At 61.0% G+C, this 16,850-nt stretch carries 15 protein-coding genes; 10 read left to right on the top strand and 5 right to left on the bottom strand.

Annotated features, from left to right (window positions below; genetic code table 11):
* The first annotated feature begins 48 nt into the window (after positions 1 to 48).
* The 7 genes from ileS to mutL all read left to right on the top strand — a co-directional run bounded on the left by ileS (position 49) and on the right by mutL (position 10,779).
* Positions 49 to 3,201, top strand: a complete 3,153-nt coding sequence (gene ileS, locus WC811_RS08820; RefSeq protein ID WP_372643182.1) for an isoleucine--tRNA ligase — start codon at positions 49 to 51, stop codon at positions 3,199 to 3,201.
* The gene (gene lspA / locus WC811_RS08815; RefSeq protein ID WP_372643179.1) at positions 3,198 to 3,707 is read left to right on the top strand and encodes a signal peptidase II; all 510 of its coding nucleotides are present in this window, start codon (positions 3,198 to 3,200) and stop codon (positions 3,705 to 3,707) included. The genes ileS and lspA overlap by 4 nt, the downstream gene beginning before the upstream one ends.
* Positions 3,708 to 3,769: 62 nt before the next feature.
* Positions 3,770 to 4,246, top strand: a complete 477-nt coding sequence (locus WC811_RS08810; RefSeq protein ID WP_372643176.1) for a hypothetical protein — start codon at positions 3,770 to 3,772, stop codon at positions 4,244 to 4,246.
* 228 nt (positions 4,247 to 4,474) lie between these two features.
* Positions 4,475 to 5,893 carry a M16 family metallopeptidase gene (locus WC811_RS08805; RefSeq protein ID WP_372643174.1) on the top strand — a complete coding sequence of 473 codons (1,419 nt, stop codon included), beginning with the start codon at positions 4,475 to 4,477 and terminating at the stop codon, positions 5,891 to 5,893.
* Positions 5,894 to 5,898: 5 nt separating this feature from the next.
* The gene (locus WC811_RS08800; protein ID WP_372643172.1) at positions 5,899 to 7,320 is read left to right on the top strand and encodes a M16 family metallopeptidase; all 1,422 of its coding nucleotides are present in this window, start codon (positions 5,899 to 5,901) and stop codon (positions 7,318 to 7,320) included.
* A gap of 283 nt (positions 7,321 to 7,603) precedes the next feature.
* Positions 7,604 to 8,929 (top strand): glucose-6-phosphate isomerase, encoded by a 1,326-nt coding sequence (locus tag WC811_RS08795; RefSeq protein WP_372643170.1) that lies wholly within the window; start codon positions 7,604 to 7,606, stop codon positions 8,927 to 8,929.
* Between the two features lie 26 nt (positions 8,930 to 8,955).
* Positions 8,956 to 10,779: a DNA mismatch repair endonuclease MutL gene (gene mutL / locus WC811_RS08790; protein WP_372643168.1), complete on the top strand. Its 1,824-nt coding sequence runs from the start codon at positions 8,956 to 8,958 to the stop codon at positions 10,777 to 10,779.
* A 154-nt stretch (positions 10,780 to 10,933) separates the two neighbouring features.
* Here mutL and bfr read toward each other — a convergent pair whose 3' ends face one another.
* Complete coding sequence (gene bfr, locus WC811_RS08785; RefSeq protein WP_372643166.1) at positions 10,934 to 11,425, bottom strand: bacterioferritin; 492 nt, start codon at positions 11,423 to 11,425, stop codon at positions 10,934 to 10,936.
* 153 nt (positions 11,426 to 11,578) lie between these two features.
* Entirely contained in the window at positions 11,579 to 11,914 is a 336-nt protein-coding gene (locus WC811_RS08780; RefSeq protein WP_372643164.1) for a hypothetical protein, read from the bottom strand.
* 321 nt (positions 11,915 to 12,235) lie between these two features.
* Between WC811_RS08780 and WC811_RS08775 the strand changes: the two genes are divergently transcribed.
* Complete coding sequence (locus WC811_RS08775) at positions 12,236 to 13,528, top strand: sugar MFS transporter (protein ID WP_372643162.1); 1,293 nt, start codon at positions 12,236 to 12,238, stop codon at positions 13,526 to 13,528.
* Positions 13,529 to 13,601: 73 nt separating this feature from the next.
* Entirely contained in the window at positions 13,602 to 14,192 is a 591-nt protein-coding gene (locus WC811_RS08770) for a DUF2239 family protein (protein WP_372643160.1), read from the top strand.
* 4 nt (positions 14,193 to 14,196) lie between these two features.
* On the opposite strand, the gene rsmD is transcribed toward WC811_RS08770, so the two are convergent.
* On the bottom strand, positions 14,197 to 14,757 hold the full coding sequence (rsmD, locus tag WC811_RS08765; protein ID WP_372643158.1) for a 16S rRNA (guanine(966)-N(2))-methyltransferase RsmD: 561 nt from the start codon (positions 14,755 to 14,757) through the stop codon (positions 14,197 to 14,199).
* A complete protein-coding gene (locus WC811_RS08760) occupies positions 14,754 to 15,554 on the bottom strand; it encodes a pseudouridine synthase (RefSeq protein WP_372643155.1) in 801 nt (266 codons plus the stop codon). Before WC811_RS08760 ends, rsmD begins: the two co-directional genes overlap by 4 nt.
* Positions 15,555 to 15,718: 164 nt before the next feature.
* On the opposite strand from WC811_RS08760, the gene WC811_RS08755 reads away from it, so the two are divergent.
* Positions 15,719 to 16,183 carry a nucleoside deaminase gene (locus tag WC811_RS08755; RefSeq protein ID WP_372643152.1) on the top strand — a complete coding sequence of 155 codons (465 nt, stop codon included), beginning with the start codon at positions 15,719 to 15,721 and terminating at the stop codon, positions 16,181 to 16,183.
* A 10-nt stretch (positions 16,184 to 16,193) separates the two neighbouring features.
* Here the strand turns inward: WC811_RS08755 and WC811_RS08750 are convergent, their stop codons facing one another.
* The gene (locus tag WC811_RS08750; protein WP_372643149.1) at positions 16,194 to 16,805 is read right to left on the bottom strand and encodes a GNAT family N-acetyltransferase; all 612 of its coding nucleotides are present in this window, start codon (positions 16,803 to 16,805) and stop codon (positions 16,194 to 16,196) included.
* Positions 16,806 to 16,850 lie beyond the last annotated feature (45 nt).

The following is a 16,850-nucleotide window of genomic DNA, read 5'->3' as shown; positions in this document are numbered from 1 at the left end:
CCTTGCTAGAACCCGCGCTGATTTCCTTGAAGATTGAAAGCTCAACTAATGTCGAAAGACGCCAAGGCTGCCGGCAAGACTGGCGCGACCCCGGACGCACAGGCTGCCCCCGACGGTCGTGACTGGAGCAAAACGCTGTTCCTGCCGCAGACCGAATTCCCGATGCGCGCCGGTTTGCCCGACCTCGAACCCAAGCTTCTGAAGCGCTGGGACGAAATCGGCCTCTACGAAAAGTTGCGCTCGCAGTCGAAAGGCCGCGTGAAGTTCACGCTGCACGACGGGCCGCCCTATGCCAATGGCAACATCCACATCGGTCACGCGCTCAATAAGATCCTGAAGGATCTGGTCGTCAAATCCCACCAGATGCTCGGTAACGATTCCAATTACGTTCCGGGCTGGGACTGCCACGGCCTGCCGATCGAATGGAAAATCGAGGAGCAATATCGCGCCAAGGGTAAGGAAAAGCCGAACTTCTCCGATCCCATCGCGATCAACGCTTTCCGTGACGAATGCCGGAAGTTCGCGGAGCATTGGCTCGGAATCCAGCGCGAAGAGTTCAAACGGCTCGGCGTCATCGGCGATTGGGAACGCCCCTATTTGACGATGGACTATCGCGCCGAAAGCATCATCGCCCGCGAGCTGATGAAGTTCGCCGCGACCGGCCAGCTTTATCGCGGCTCAAAGCCCGTGATGTGGTCGGTCGTCGAGAAAACGGCGCTTGCCGAAGCCGAGGTCGAATACCAGGACCACCAGTCGGACATGATCTGGGTGAAATTCCCGGTGAAGCCGCTGCCGGTGAACGAGGAACCGGCCGAGCAGGATATCCCGCCGGAGATCCATCCCGAGCTGACACCCGAAAATCTGCTCGGCGCCTCGGTCGTCATCTGGACGACGACGCCGTGGACGATCCCAGGCAACCGGGCGATCAGCTACTCATCGCGCATCGTATATGGCCTTTACGAGGTCACAGCGGCACCCGATGGCAATTGGGCGAAGACCGGCGATCGCTACATCCTGGCCGATAAGCTCGCCACCGACGTGATGAAGGCCGGAAAGGTCGAGGCTTACGAGCGGCGCGAGACCGTCAGCGCCTTCGAACTTCGCCATCTGGTGTGCGAACATCCGCTCCGCGATCTTGGTTACGCGTTCGATGTGCCGCTGCTCGACGGCGATCACGTCACCGACGATACCGGTACGGGCTTCGTCCATACCGCGCCCGGCCACGGTGCCGACGACTACATCATCTGGACCAAGAACCAGAAAGCGTTGCGCGATCGCGATATCGACACGACGGTTCCCTTCACCGTCGATGCCGATGGCGCGTTGACGACTGCCGCGCCGGGCTTTGAAGGCAAGCGGGTGCTGAAGGAAAACGGCGACAAGGGTGACGCCAACGACGCCGTCATCAAGGCGCTGGCCGAAGCCGGCAATATCATCGCGCGCGGCCGCTTGAAGCATCAGTACCCGCACTCCTGGCGTTCGAAGAAACCGGTCATCTTCCGCAACACGCCGCAGTGGTTCATTGCGATGGACAAACCCCTGTCCGCGCTCGGCGGGCTCCCCGAAGCGGAGTCGCCGAGCACGAACAAAAGAGGCAGCAACGCTCCAACTCTTCGCCAACTTGCGCTCGACGAGATCAAGCGCGTCGCCTGGGTGCCGAGCGCGGGCGAAAACCGCATCACCGGCATGATCGACAATCGCCCCGATTGGGTCGTCTCGCGCCAGCGCGCCTGGGGCGTGCCGATCACCGTGTTCCGCAATGTCGAAACCGACGAAGTCATCCCGGGCCCAACTTTTGATAAATCGGACGAACTGATCGCCCGCATCGAGAAGGCGTTCGCCGAGAAGGGCGCCGACGTCTGGTTTGAGGAGGGCGCCAAGGATCGCTTCCTTAAGGGCTTCGTGTCGCCGAAGGACAAGAACAAGTGGGAGCAGGTGAAGGACGTGCTCGACGTCTGGTTCGATTCAGGCTCGACGCACGCCTTCACGCTCGAAGATCCGACGGCCTTCCCGGGCTTCAAGGGATTGAAGCGCAAGCGTGAAGGCGGCCAAGACCGCGTCATGTACCTTGAAGGCTCCGATCAGCATCGCGGCTGGTTCCATTCCTCGCTTCTCGAAAGCTGCGGTACGCGCGGCGACGCACCCTACGACATCGTGCTGACCCACGGCTTCGTCCTCGACGAGAAGGGACAGAAGATGTCGAAGTCCGTCGGCAACGTCGTCGCCCCGCAAGACGTGATGGCGAAGTCCGGCGCGGATATTCTCCGCCTCTGGGTTTCCGCGTCCGATCATTCCGACGATCTGCGCATCGGACCTGAAATCCTGAAGACGTTCTCGGAAACCTATCGCAAGCTGCGCAATACGATGCGTTGGATGCTTGGCGCGCTCGCCCACTTCAAGCCGGAAGACGCTGTGCCGGTGAAAGCGATGAAGCCGTTCGAGCTTGAGCGTCTCATGCTGCACCGTCTCGCGGAACTCGATCACGAGATCCGCAAAGCCTACGAGCATTACGATTATCGCAAGATCGTCGGCTTGCTCGCGCAGTTCATGAACACCGAGCTGTCGGCCTTCTATTTCGATATCCGCAAAGACACACTCTATTGCGAAGCCCCGTCCAGCTTGAAGCGCAAGGCGGCGCTGACGGTCATCGACAAGATTTGCGACGCGCTGATCCGCTGGCTCGCGCCGATCATCTCGTTCACCGCGGAGGAGGCGTGGTTGCTCTATCGGCCGGATGAAGCCGAAAGTGTGCACCTTTTGCCATTCCCGAAAATTCCGCGTGAATGGCGCGACGACAATCTCGCCGCCAAGTGGGACCGGGTGAAGGAAGTCCGCAGCGTCGTCACGGGCGCGCTCGAAATCGCGCGAGCCGAAAAGAAGATCGGTTCTTCGCTCGAAGCAGCGCCGGATGTCTACGTCGCCGATGCCGATCTGATGTCGGGTCTCGAAGGTCTCGACATGGCGGAGGTGTGCATCACGTCGGATATTTCAATCTCGTCCGAGCCGCCGCCGAGCGGAGCTTTCACGCTTCCGAACGAACCGGGTGTCGGCGTCGTCGTCAAACGCGCCGAAGGCCAGAAGTGCGCGCGCTCGTGGCGCATCACCAAGGATGTCGGCTCCGATCCAGCCTATCCGGACCTGTCGGCACGAGATGCCGCCGCCATGAGCGAGATCGATGCCGCCGGAGCGGTCGTGGCATGACGGACCTCGCACCATCACGGAGCGTCCTCTGGGGCCGATCGGCGCCGCTCGCTCTCGCCGTCGTGCTCGCGACGATGATCATCGACCAATTGCACAAATGGTGGATGCTGTCGGTCTTCGATATCGAAACCAAGGGCCGCGTCGTGGTCGCGCCGTTCCTGGATCTCGTCTACGTGAAGAACATCGGCATCAGCTATTCGCTCTTCAATCAGGAGAGCATGAGCGGCCAATATCTTCTCGTCGCTTTCGCCGTCGTCGCCAGCCTGGGTCTTTGGCTCTGGCTCAACTGGAGCCGGGGCAGCCGCCTGATGGCGCTGAGCCTTGGGTTGATCATCGGCGGCGCTCTGGGCAACGCCATCGACCGGCTGCGCTTGGGCGGCGTTGCGGACTTCTTCTCGTTTCACGCCTATGGCTTCCATTGGTATGTCTTCAACATCGCAGATGTGGCCATCGTTGCCGGTGTTCTTGGCCTGTTGTATGAGTCCTTCAGGGGCGAGTCGCATTAGCGCCGCAAAGGCGGCTTAACTGGACTCCGGGGGCGTGTCTGGTCGGGACACTGGCAAAGCGCATGTCGTTGAAAAACGGTCGAAAATTTGGTCTTTCCGCGGTGGCGCTGGGCTTGCTCTTAGGCGGTTGCGGCTACGACGGCGTGCAGTTGAACGGCAAGGTTTTTGACGCCGTCGGCTTGAACGGCCCGTCGACGCCCAAAGGCGATCCGAAAATGGCGGTCCGTCAGCCCCTGACCCTGCCGCCCGGCACGGAAGCGCTCCCTCCTCCGGGAAGCGGTAAGGCCGAGCAACCGACGCTCGCCGACATTCAGGATCCGGATAAAAAGAAGGTTGTTGATCAGGCCGCGCTTGAAAAGCAGCAGGCGGACTATTGCGAAAAGAACTACACGGAGGCGATGCAACGGGGTGATTCTTCCGCCGACTCCGCAGCGGGTCCGCTGGGTCCCTGCCATCCTTCGATCTTTAGCGCGGTCCAAAAATGGACGACGGGCTCGACCAACAAAGACGATTCGGACGACGATTCGTCGACGCAGTAATCGCTACCACGCGCGCGATAAAAGACATGCTCCGGCCGTATTTTATCCGGTCCGAGATGAACGCCTTGTCATTTGACTTTCATTGCCCATCTGCCGCTCACTGACGCGGCTTCCCGCATGCTGGCGTCCGAGCCTTCTCGTGAAAGTAATCCCCGGAACTTCGGCCCGGGGTAGGATTAAAAACGCCAGGGAGCAAACCTACTGTATTCGGTTCAAAGGATCGCCATAATGCGTCTTGCGACGTGCTCCCGTATTAGCCTCTTAACCGTAATGGCCACCCTGATGCTTGCAGTTGCCCCACATGCCCACGCCGCGGACGACGCCACCCGCGCCTCCGAATTCAAGCTGTCGAACGGCATGGACGTCGTCGTCATCCCCGATCACCGGTCGCCGGTCGTGACGCACATGGTTTGGTACCGCGTCGGCGCCGCCGACGAAGTGCTCGGCAAATCCGGCATCGCGCATTTTCTCGAACATCTGATGTTCAAGTCGACCGACAAGATTCCCGTTGGCGAATTCTCGAAGATCGTCGGCCGCCTCGGTGGCCAGGACAACGCCTTCACCGGCAATGACGCCACCGCTTATTTCCAGCGCGTCGCCAAGGACCGTCTCGGCAAGATGATGGAGATGGAAGCGGACCGCATGGTCAACCTCCGTCTCGACGAGAAGGAAGTTCTGACCGAGCGCGACGTCATTCTCGAAGAGCGTCGCTCGCGCATCGATAACAACCCTTCGGCGCTGCTCGATGAGCAGATGAACGCCACGCTTTATCTGAACCATCCCTACCACAAGCCGGTGATCGGCTGGTATCGCGAGATGGCGCAGCTGTCGCGTCAGGACGCGCTTGATTTCTACAAGCACTATTACGCGCCGAACAACGCCATCCTCGTCGTCTCCGGTGACGTGACCGACGAAGAGGTGAAGAAGCTCGCCGAAGCGACTTACGGCAAGATTCCCGCCAACCCGAATGTTCCCGCGGCCCGTCATCGTCCGGGTGAGCCGCCGCCGCTCGTCGCACGCCGCTTGACGCTGAAGGATCCGCGCGCCGGCAATTATATGATGCAGCGCTACTATCAGGCGCCGAGCTACGTCACGGCGAAGCCCGGCGAAGCCGAAGCGCTGGACCTTCTGATGAAGATCGCGGGTTCCGGCTCCACCAGCCGCATCTACAAGAAGCTCGTCGTCGAGCAGAAGATCGCGTCGAGCGCTGGCGGTGACTACTCGGGCTATGGCCTCGATGGCGGAACGATCTCGCTCTATGGCATCGCCGCCGATGGCGTGCCGCTCGAAAAGGTCGAGTCGGCGATCGACGACGTTCTGGCCGACATCGTGAAGAACGGTGTCACCGAGGCGGAATTGACCCGCGCCAAGAGCGGCTATCTCGCCGACTACGTCTACGACAGCGACAATCAGGCGACGCTTGCGCGCCGCTACGGCTGGAATCTCGCTGTTGGCCGGACGGTCGCCGACGTCGAAGCGTGGCCCGCGAATATCTCCAAGGTCACGACCGGCGACGTCAAGAAGGCAGCTGCCGAATACCTCGACATGAAGGATTCTGTAACGGGCTATCTCGTTCCCGATCAGTCGGGTGTCGCGCAGGCCGTCGATGATCTTCCGCCCCCGTCCACATCCGGCGTATTGAGGTGATATCGATGACAGGATTTTCCCGTGCGGCTGCTCTCGCCGTTCGCCGAGCAGCCCGTCTCGGCATCGCCTCGGCAGTCCCCGCTTTGGCCATGTTGTTCACCGCATCCGTCAGTCATCCAGCAGCCGCAATGAACATCCAGAAAATCAAATCACCCGGTGGAATTGAAGCTTGGCTCGTCGAGGAGCACAGCGTTCCGCTCATTTCGCTCCGCTATGCCTTCGACGGTGGCAACAGCCAGGACCCGCCGGGCAAGGACGGCCTCGCCAACTTCATCACCGCGATGATGGATGAGGGCGCGGGCGACATCAAATCCGAAGACTATCAAGAGCGCATGGAAGATATCGCCATGCGTATGAGCTACGACGACAGCAAGGATTCGCTTTACGGTTCATTCGAGACGCTGTCGAAGAACCGCGACAAGGCGGTTGAACTGTTAAAGCTCTCAGTGCAGAAGCCGCGCTTCGACCAGGACGCCGTCGATCGAATTCGCCAGCAGCTCTTGGCCAACCTCGCCTACGCCGACAAAGATCCGGACAAAGTCGCGAGCCGTGAGTGGTACGCGCAGGCGTTCCCCAATCACCCTTATGGTCGCCCGTCCAACGGCACTGCAGAGACGGTTTCCAAGATCACGCGCGACGATCTCGTCGATTTTCATAAGCGTACATTCGCACGCGATAACCTGAAGGTCGTCGTTGTCGGCGATATCACCGCCACCGATCTCGGCAAGGTCCTCGACGACGTCTTCGGCAGCTTACCGGCCAAGGCCGATCTGATTCCGGTGACCAATACCGAGCCCCCGCAAGGAGGAAGCCAAAAGATCGTCGAGATGAACGTGCCGCAGTCGGTTGCCGTGTTCGGCGTCGGCGCCATGCCGCGCAAAGACCCCGATTTCATCGCTGGCTTTGTCGTCAATCATATCCTCGGCGGCGGCGGCTTTTCCGCCAAGCTGATGGAAGAAGTTCGCGAGAAGCGCGGCCTTGCCTATTCCGTTTACACCTACCTGCAGCCCTATCAGCACGCGTCCATCCTGGTCGGCAGCGTCGCGACCAAGAACGCATCGATGGCCGAAAGCCTCGGCATCATTCGGGGCGAAATGAAGAAGATGGCAGAGAACGGTCCGACCGCTGACGACCTTCAGGCCGCCAAAGACTACCTGACGGGCTCCTACGCGCTGCGCTTCGATACCAACTCGAAAATCGCGTCGCAGCTCTTGGGGCTGATGCAGGAGGGCTTCGGTCCCGACTACGTCGAGACCCGCAACGCGATGATCAATGCGGTTACGCCTGCAGATGCCAAGCGTGTCGCCGCCCGTCTGCTGAAGCCGGATAATCTCGTTGTCACAATCGTCGGTAAGCCGGTTGGCATGAATTCCGCGGCAACGCCGCCGGTGCTTCAACCGGCCCTCGCAGTGCCGGGACGCGGCTGAAGGCTCTGCCTTATAAGGCAATGTCATCCTCGGGCTCGTCCCGAGGATCCGTTCAGCAGCGATTACGTCATGGCCGCGTAGGCGGCTATCCACATCGGTTCACGCGTGTATCCCGGCCTCCGCCCGAATGAAATCCAGTCCGAAAGGTAACGGTGTATCCGTCGGATAACGCCCTATCGGAGAAGCGCACTTGGCCGCACATCCGAAATCGGCTAGGCCGGAACGGATTTTAGCAGGGAGCGTTGAAACGGCCATGCAAGACGGGCACCGCCACGATGGAAATATGTTTCAGCAAAGCATTGACGGCTGCCTGGAGAGCGCAATCGGCCAGCAGGGTCTGACGCCTTCGACCTACGCGTCCTGGCTCGACAGCATCGGGCCGCATGTTGAAACCCTGAAAGACGATTATCGCAAAAGCAGGCTGGCGCTCCTGCGCATCGCCGACGACGAGCAGGACATCGCCGACGCTGAAGCGGCGCTCGCAAAGTTGAGCGAAGGCGCCAAGACCCTCGTGTTTTTCGGCACCGGCGGATCGAGCCTCGGCGGCGAAACCTTCGCGCAGTTGGCAGGCTGGAACATCGCGGGTGTTTCGCTACCTGGGCAACGCAACCGGCCGCGCACGCGGTTTTATGCCAACCTGGACGGCGGCACGCTGCAAGCCGTTCTAGACTCGCTCGATCTCGCGACGACCCGCTTCATCGTCACGTCGAAGTCGGGCGGTACGGCGGAAACATTGGCACAAGCCATCGCCGCGCTGACGGCCGTCAAGGCCGCCGGCCTCGAAGTCCAAATTCCGAAAATGTTCCTCGGTATCACCGAGCCCGACAAACCCGGCAAGGCCAACGGCCTCCGCACGCTGTTCTCGACTTTCTCCATCCCCCTGCTTGAACATCACACTGGCATCGGCGGCCGTTTTTCGTGTCTGACGAACGTCGGCCTGATACCCGCCATCGCCCGTGGCTTCGATGCTCGCGCCATTCGCGCCGGCGCCAAGAGCGTGATCAACGCGCTTCTGGCGGCGAAATCCGCGGCGGACTTTGCGCCCGCAGTCGGCGCCGCAACGGCCGTCGCGCTGTCGAAGGAAAAGGGCATCCGCACTCTCGTCATGATGCCTTACGCCGATAGGCTCGGACGCTTCTCCGCGTGGTTCGTGCAGCTTTGGGCCGAAAGCCTCGGCAAAGGCGGCGAGGGGACGACGCCCATCGGTGCACTCGGCCCCCTCGACCAGCATAGCCAGTTGCAATTGTTCATGGACGGCCCGCACGACCATTACCTCACGATCCTCCGCGTCGCGAGCGAAGGCGTCGGCCCGCGAATCGATCCCGAACTCGCCCGAATCGCAGGAGCCGATATGATCGGCGGCCGCACCATCGGCGATATCGTCTCCGCCCAGTCGCATGCTCTTCCTGAGGCTTTGGGCCGTGCCGGGCGTCCGGTGCGAACAATCGACGTTGCAAAACTCGACGAAAAAACCATCGGTGCGCTGCTGATGCACTTTATGATCGAAACGATTCTCGCAGGCTATCTGCTGGGTCTCGATCCGTTCGATCAGCCGGGTGTCGAGCTTGCGAAAGTCCTGACAAAAGAGCGCCTCGCGAAAGGCGCTTAGGCGCTTTTGAACGGGGGACGTTGAGGGTGGCGATCCGCCAGTTATCGCCGGAGACGGTCAACCGCATCGCCGCGGGCGAGGTGATCGAGCGCCCGGCGAGCGTCGTCAAGGAACTCGTCGAGAACGCCATCGACGCCGGCGCGGCCCATATTGAGGTCGTCGTCTCGGGCGGCGGGCTATCGCTTATCCGCGTGACGGACGACGGCTCGGGCATGAGCCCCGACGATCTTGCGCTCGCGGTCGAACGTCACGCTACGTCGAAGCTCGACGAGGAAGACCTGTTCGATATTCGCTCGCTCGGGTTTCGCGGCGAGGCGTTGCCCTCCATCGGCTCCATCGCCCGATTGGAAATTCGTTCTCGCGGGGCCGATGCTACGCAAGGTTCCGCCGTTGTCGTCACACGCGGGTCCAAAGCTCCGGTCGCGCCCGCCGCCGTTAATCGCGGCACGATCGTCGAAGTCCGCGATCTCTTTTCCGCGACGCCCGCCCGTCTCAAGTTTTTGAAATCCGAACGCGCCGAGGCGATGGCCGTATCCGATGTCGTCCGCCGCTTGGCGATGGGGCACCCTGACATCGGCTTTACGCTTCAGACCGGCGAAAAGCGGCCGTCCGTTTTTGCGCAGGGGGACCGGTCGTCGGCGGCGTGGCTCGAACGCATCGGCGCCATCATGGGCCGCGAGTTCATGATCGACGCGCTGGAAGTTTCCGGCGCGGCGAGCGGCGCTTCCGCACCAATGCGCGTCTTCGGCTTCGCGGGCCTGCCGACGCTGCACCGGCCCGACAGCACGCAGCAGTTCTTGTTCGTCAACGGCCGCACCGTGAAGGACAAGCTCCTGATCGGTGCCGTGCGGGCAGCCTACGGCGATCTTATCCCGCGCGGCCGCTCACCGCTTCTGGCGTTGTTCCTCGACGTCGCGCCATCCGACGTTGACGTCAATGTTCATCCTGCGAAAGCCGAAGTCCGCTTTCGTGACGCGGGGCGCGTGCGCGCGATGCTTGTTCGCGCACTGGCTGAAGCTTTGGCGACGGCCGGCCATCGATCTTCCGCTCAAGGCGGCGTGCTGACGGTCGAAAGCTTCGAAGCGGGAATTTTGCCGAACGCATCTATGTCGTCTTCGCCTGCGCAAGATCGCGCGGATTACGGCTGGACGTCGCCGTCTGGCCGCTATCCATCTTTTGCCGAAGCCATTCCATCGCCGTTCGCTGTGTTCGATGCTCCGAGCGCCGACGCCCCCATTGTGAATGCCATCGCCGCCGAGCAGACAATCGATAAGCCGCTCGGTGCCGTCCGTGCTCAGGTGCATGAGAATTACATCGTGGCGCAGACGCGCGACGGCCTCGTCATCGTTGATCAGCACGCTGCGCACGAGCGTCTCGTCTACGAGAAATTGAAAACAGCGCTGGCGAACGGCGGCGTCGCCACCCAGGGACTTCTCATTCCGGCGATTGTCGAACTGGATGATGACGGCGCCGAACTTCTCGCCGCGCGTTCGGAAGAACTCAGCGAACTCGGCCTCGTTCTCGAAAGCTTCGGCGAAGGCGCCGTTGCCGTGCGCGAAACCCCGGCGCTCCTCGGAGAGACGGACGTCGAAGGGTTGGTAAAAGATCTCGCCGCCGAGCTTCGCGCCGATGGCACCGCTCGTGCGTTGAAGGACAAGCTTGATTCCGTCGCTTCGCGCATGGCCTGCCACGGCAGCGTACGCTCCGGACGGAGGCTGACCGTCGATGAGATGAACGCGCTTCTACGTCAGATGGAAGCGACGCCTTATTCCGGCCAATGCAACCACGGTCGCCCGACGTACGTCGCGCTCAAGCTCACCGACATCGAGCGCCTGTTCGGACGGCGGTAAGGCTTCGTCATCCTCGGCCGGACGCGCGTGGATGGCCGGGGATCCGGCGAAAAACGCGCCGAAGGCACGGCAATAATGGCTCTTCGACGATTCTAACGCTGGATCCCCAGGCGGCATCGCAGGCTCAGCCGCTTGAGGATGACGAAGTAATCGATCAGTGATCGTCGGAGTCGTTGGCGCTCTCGGCGTTGAGCTGGCCGTAATTCTCGACGCCGATTTTGCTCAGAAGATCGAGCTGCGTTTCGAGGAAATCGATGTGGCCTTCCTCGTCCTTGAGAAGGTCCTCGAACAGCAGCATCGTCACGTAGTCGCCGACGTCGCGGCAGATCTCGCGCGACTTCTTGTAATGATCGCGGGCGATGTTCTCACCCTTGAGATCGCACTCGAGCACCTCTTTCAGGTTCTCGCCGATCATCAACGGTGCGACGTGCTGCAGGTTGGGATGGCCATCGAGGAAGATGATGCGGTCGATCAGGCGATCCGCGTGTTCCATTTCCTCGATCGATTCCTTGCGCTCTTTCTTGGCGAGCTTCTTGAATCCCCAGTTGTCAAGAAGACGGTAGTGCAACCAGTACTGGTTGATGGCGCCCAGTTCGAGCTTCAATGCCTCGTTGAGACGGGTGATGACGTCTTTGTTGCCCTTCATGGCGCCGCTCCAAACCGAATGATTGTCTTTGAATGCATCCGGCCTGAAATCCAGAAGCATTCTAAAGTAGACAACTAGCGGATTAGAACGACTTTAACCAGAGGCTTGCGAGAAAACTCGCATCCTTTCATAGATTATAGTGGTTTCAATAAGTTAGGCTACAGCCTGACGTCTCTGGGCGCGGCGCTCGGCTATTTCCGCGTCGATCCTGCGCTGACGGCGCTCGCGACGTTCTTCGATGCGAACAAGGCGGGCGCGGGCGTCTGCCAGCGCGAACGGACACACCCGCGTGGTCTGCTCCAAGCGGTCCATGGCGGCATAAATCGCCGAGACTGCGACTGGGGAGCAGCGGCAGCAGTTCATTCGCTTATTGAGATGACGGAAAACCACGCCCGGCGTCGGCAGGATGCCAGGACCCGTGCTCATGATTTCTGAAACCGCAACGTCAATGTCGCGATCGGTGATGACGGCACACGAGCAAACGATCAATTCCGGCTCCAATCAAACGGGGTTCAAGGCCCCGGCATCGGATACCCAAACGGGTTATCGAGCATTAGTTTTCCGAAAAAGTATACTTTCGTCAAGTCTCCTTTTTCGTCCAATCGACATAGTACGAGAACGTGGAAAAATCAAAAGCTTCAAAGCCCAAATACGTGCATTTCAGACACATTATGTGGTGCGGCGACGCGTCGCTTCTCCTAGTATCGGGGGAGCCGAGTCGGGGAAATTCTGAACGCGAACTTGGCCTTACCGGCGTTTTCCTGTGAACGTCGTCGTCCCCGAAAATGGGGCTCACATGGGGCGGACGATTTGAGCAACGCGCCGACGACATCCGCCGACCGGGGAACCCAGATCCTTACCATCGGCGTGCTGTTCTTCATTTTTGGCTTCGTGACGTGGTTGAACGGCCCGCTGATCACCTTCGTGAAGCTCGCCTTCAACCTTGATGACGTGAATGCCTTCCTCGTGCCGATGGCGTTTTATCTCTCGTATTTCTTCCTGGCTCTGCCAGCGTCGGCCATTCTGCGGCGCACGGGCATGAAGCAGGGCATGGCCATAGGCCTGCTCGTAATGGCGATCGGCTCGGTTCTGTTTGGCCAGTTCACTACGATGCGCGAATATTCCGGCACCCTCGCCGGATTGTTCGTGACCGGCGCGGGACTGTCGCTGCTGCAGACGGCATCCAATCCTTACGTCTGCATTCTAGGCCCTCATGAAAGCGCCGCGCGGCGCATCGCCGTCATGGGCATCTGTCACAAGTTCGCTGGCGTCCTCGCGCCGTTCGTCTTCGCGGCGCTCGTGCTGAAGGGCGTTGATATGTTCGACGCCGACGTCGCCAGCGCGCCGACGCATGAAGCGCGCGAGGCCCTGCTCGACGCCTTCGCCGCGCGCGTACATTGGCCTTACATGCTGATGGCGTTGCTGCTTGCGTTGCTCGGGCTATGGATCGCCCGTTCCAACTTGCCCGACATTCGCGCCGAGCCGATCGCCGCCGATAACGCGACGCTTGCTGAGGAAACGCCGAGCATCTTCGCGTTTCCGCATCTATGGCTTGGAGTCGTGTGCCTCTTCCTCTACGTCGGCGTCGAAGTGATGGCGGGCGACGCCATCGGCCTTTACGGCGCGGGCTTCGGTTTACCGGTCTCCGCGACGAGACTTTTCACGTCCTACACCCTCGCTGCGATGCTCGTTGGCTATGTGGTGGGCTTGCTCGCTATTCCGCGTCTCGTATCGCAGCAGAGTTACCTCGCGCTCTCCGCCGCCCTGGGGATTGTTCTTGCTGTCGGCGCGTACCTCTCGACCGGATATGCTTCGGTCGCCTTCATCGCCAGCCTCGGCTTCGCCAACGCGATGATGTGGCCCGCGATCTTCCCGCTCGCGATCCGTGACCTCGGACGCCAAACCGAAATCGGTTCGGCGTTGTTGATCATGGCGATCTGCGGCGGCGCGCTGATGCCGTATGCGTTCGGAATTCTGAAACAGCACATCGATTTTCAGCTCGCCTACTTGCTCCTCGCTGTGCCGAGCTACCTCTACATCCTGTTCTATGGAGTGGCCGGATGGAAAACCCAATCGAATGCCCGGTTCGTTCGACCCGTATAATTTTATCCGGGTATATTGACGGCGGATTTAATCCGGGTAATATCCGTCTCGGTTGAGACCGAGGTAATCGAAAATGACCGACTCTTTTAGCGCCTTCGATGGCAGCCGCCGCTTCGCTTCTGGCGCTCGCGCGTGTGTCGTCAAAGCCATCAAAAAACACCTCGACCGGCAACCGGATGCGTCGCTGCTGATCTTCGAGGATGCCACCGGCAGCCAGATCGATTTCGATCTGCGCGAGATCGCTGATGAGGCTGCAGCGTCTCTCTCGACGCCGCCACCGGAAAATGCAGACGCCGCACGCGGCCCAGGGCGGCCGAAACTCGGCGTCGTTCCTCGCGAAGTGACGTTGCTTCCGCGTCATTGGGATTGGCTGGCGAAGCAGCCGGGTGGTGCATCTGTCACGCTCCGCAAACTGGTCGATGACGCACGCCGTAACACGGCAGGTGTGGAAAGTGCGCGTGTGGCACGGGAGCGGGCCTATCGGTTCATGTCGGCGATCGCCGGAAACCTCTCGGGCTTCGAAGAAGCCAGTCGTGCGCTTTTTGCTGGCGATTCTGCCAGGTTCGGAGGGTTCATCGGAGATTGGCCGGACGACATCCGCGACTATGCGCGGCTCCTGGCCGAAGGAGCCTTCGAGCAACCGGCGGACAGTGCGCTCGCTTAAGCGCTCACGGCCGAAACTTCAGAAAACGCACGTCCGTGTCGCCGTATGTCCGCGTGTCGAGCAATTCGAACGCTGCTGGAATGTCGACTGCCGTTCCGGCGCGTTCCTCGAACAAGCAAATCGCGCCGGGCGTCAGCCATTTGCCTTCCGCCAGCACCGAAAGCGCCTTCACTCCGAGGCCCTTGCCATAGGGCGGATCAAGAAACGCCAACCCGTATGGCCCCATGTTTCCGGCGGGGCCGAGGTCGGTGGCATCGCGGCGGAAGATGCGCGTTTCGCCGGTAAGACCCAACGTTTCGACGTTCTTTCGGATCAGGGCGCGCGCTTCCGGTGCCTCTTCGACAAACAGGCAATACGCCGCCCCGCGCGAAACCGCTTCGATGCCGAGCGCGCCGGTCCCGGCGAACAGATCAATCACACGCGTGCCGTCGAGCGAAAAATCCTCGATGCCGTGCGCCAGAATGTTGAACACGCTTTCGCGCACGCGATCAGACGTCGGGCGAATACTCATATCGTCCGGCGCCTGCAAAGCTCGGCCGCGAAATCGTCCGGCGACGACCCTCATTCGTCGTCGTCTCGATTGCTCGCCGCGTTACCGCGTGCATGCCGCTCTTTGCGTTGCACCTGGCTTTCCGAAAGCCCGAGCGCTTCCGAAGCACGCGGACCGAGCTGCGCCACAAGCACCTTCCGCCGCACGGCCTCAACCGCACCCGGTACGAGGTCCAGAAGCTGAAACGGCCCGAACGAAACGCGGATCAGGCGATTGACCGTCAGCCCAAGGTGCGAAAGCACATTACGAACTTCGCGGTTTTTTCCTTCGCGGATCGCGATCGTCAGCCACGTATTTGCGCCCTGCACGGTATCGACGGCGGCTTCGATAGGGCCGTAGTTCACGCCATCGATGGTGATGCCGTCCTTGAGCGTTGCAAGTTCGTCGGGCGATACGCGGCCCTTGGCGCGGACACGATAGCGCCGCGCCCAGCCGTTGATCGGCAATTCCATATGCCGGGCGAGCTCTCCGTCGTTGGTTAAGAGCAGCAGGCCTTCGGTGTTGAAATCGAGCCGGCCGATTGAAATCACGCGCGGCATCTCGGGCGGCAGCTTGTCGAACACCGTCGGGCGGCCTTCAGGATCGGAATGCGTCGTGACGATGCCCTTCGGCTTGTGGTAACGCCAGAGCTGCGGAGGCTCGGCCGACGGTAGTGGTTTGCCGTCGACGATCACCTTATCGCTGGGCTTGACCTCGACGGCGGGTGTTTTCAGCAGCTTGCCGTTGACGCTGACGCGGCCATCGGCGATCCAGCGTTCGGCTTCGCGGCGCGAGCAGAGCCCGGCGCGAGCCATCGCTTTCGCGATGCGCATGGGGCCGTCGCGGCTCGCGGGCGGTGTCGCGGTCGTCTCAGGCGTCTTGGAGCGGCGCGGCCCAGACTTCTGTGACGTCGACCTCTGTGCGGCCGACCGCGGTGTGTTGGATCGTTGTGGCTTTTGCATCGTTGGGTTCGTGCTGTGAGGAGTGAAGCGCGCTTATGACATCGACGGACGCCATAAGCCATATGGCACGCGCGCTTTCCGAAGCGAAAGCCGCTGGCGCCCGGGGCGAGGTGCCGGTCGGAGCGGTTATCGTATCGGCGGACGGCCGCCTTCTGGCGAGCGCAGGCAATCGCACCCGCGAGCTGAACGATCCGACCGCCCACGCCGAAATGCTGGCCATTCGCGCCGCCTGTACCGAGCTGGCGGACGAGCGCCTCGTCGGCTGCAGCCTCTATGTCACGCTCGAACCGTGCCCGATGTGCGCGACGGCGATCTCTTTCGCCCGCCTGAAGCGGCTGTACTATGCCGCCAGCGACCCGAAAGGCGGCGGCATCGAGCAGGGCGCCCGCATCTTCAGCCAGCCGACCTGTCATCATGTTCCCGAGATCTATCCGGGGATTGCCGAGGAAGAGGCGAGAGCGCTTTTAAAAGACTTCTTTTCCGAGCGACGCGAAGCTTGAAAAGGTTTCTTTATCGACCCTTTCTCCACATACCCGTGACGACGGGGCCGTCGCCTGGCGCCTGAAAAGAGGCGATAGGCACGAATCCAACCGATTCATATTTGTCATTGTTGCCCGGATTGCTTGATTCCAAATACGCCGGCATGTGCTCGGCATCAATGCGAGCGAGGTTCTCCTTGAGGAGCGCCATGCCGAGTCCGCGCCCTCGATGCGCCGCGCACGTGCCCAGGAGGCTGAGGTAGTAGTGAGGTTCGTCACTCGGATGCGCTTGCTCAAAACGGTGCAGGAGTTCCATGACCTCCGTTGCCCGAGCTTCCGCGAGATCCGTTAGCTTCCCAGGAATGCCCTGTGCGCCCTCGTTTGAAAATTCAGCGCACGACGGTGGGATCCACACAGATGCGGTCTCGAAGCCTTCGCTTCGAAACGTCCAAGGGTAGCGAAGCGCTTCAGTGATGCAGAATGTCCACCACTGACGTCGGGCTGCAGGATCGGGAAATGCCCAAGACCAAGTTGGATCGCCGAGAAACGCTTCGGCGATGAGATCAATAAGGGCAGGCGCGTCGTTTGCGTTCGCCGTGATGACGCCTATCCGCCGGGGGCTATCCGGTGCAACAGTCGCCATGATTTTCGCGGCTCCGGGTGAGGCCAGGAATTTCGCAGGGATTGT

Origin of the sequence: Hyphomicrobium sp. (assembly GCF_041659645.1) — a bacterium.
In the GTDB taxonomy this organism is placed as follows: Bacteria; Pseudomonadota; Alphaproteobacteria; order Rhizobiales; family Hyphomicrobiaceae; genus Hyphomicrobium_B.
This window is presented reverse-complemented; position numbering and strand designations above follow the sequence as displayed.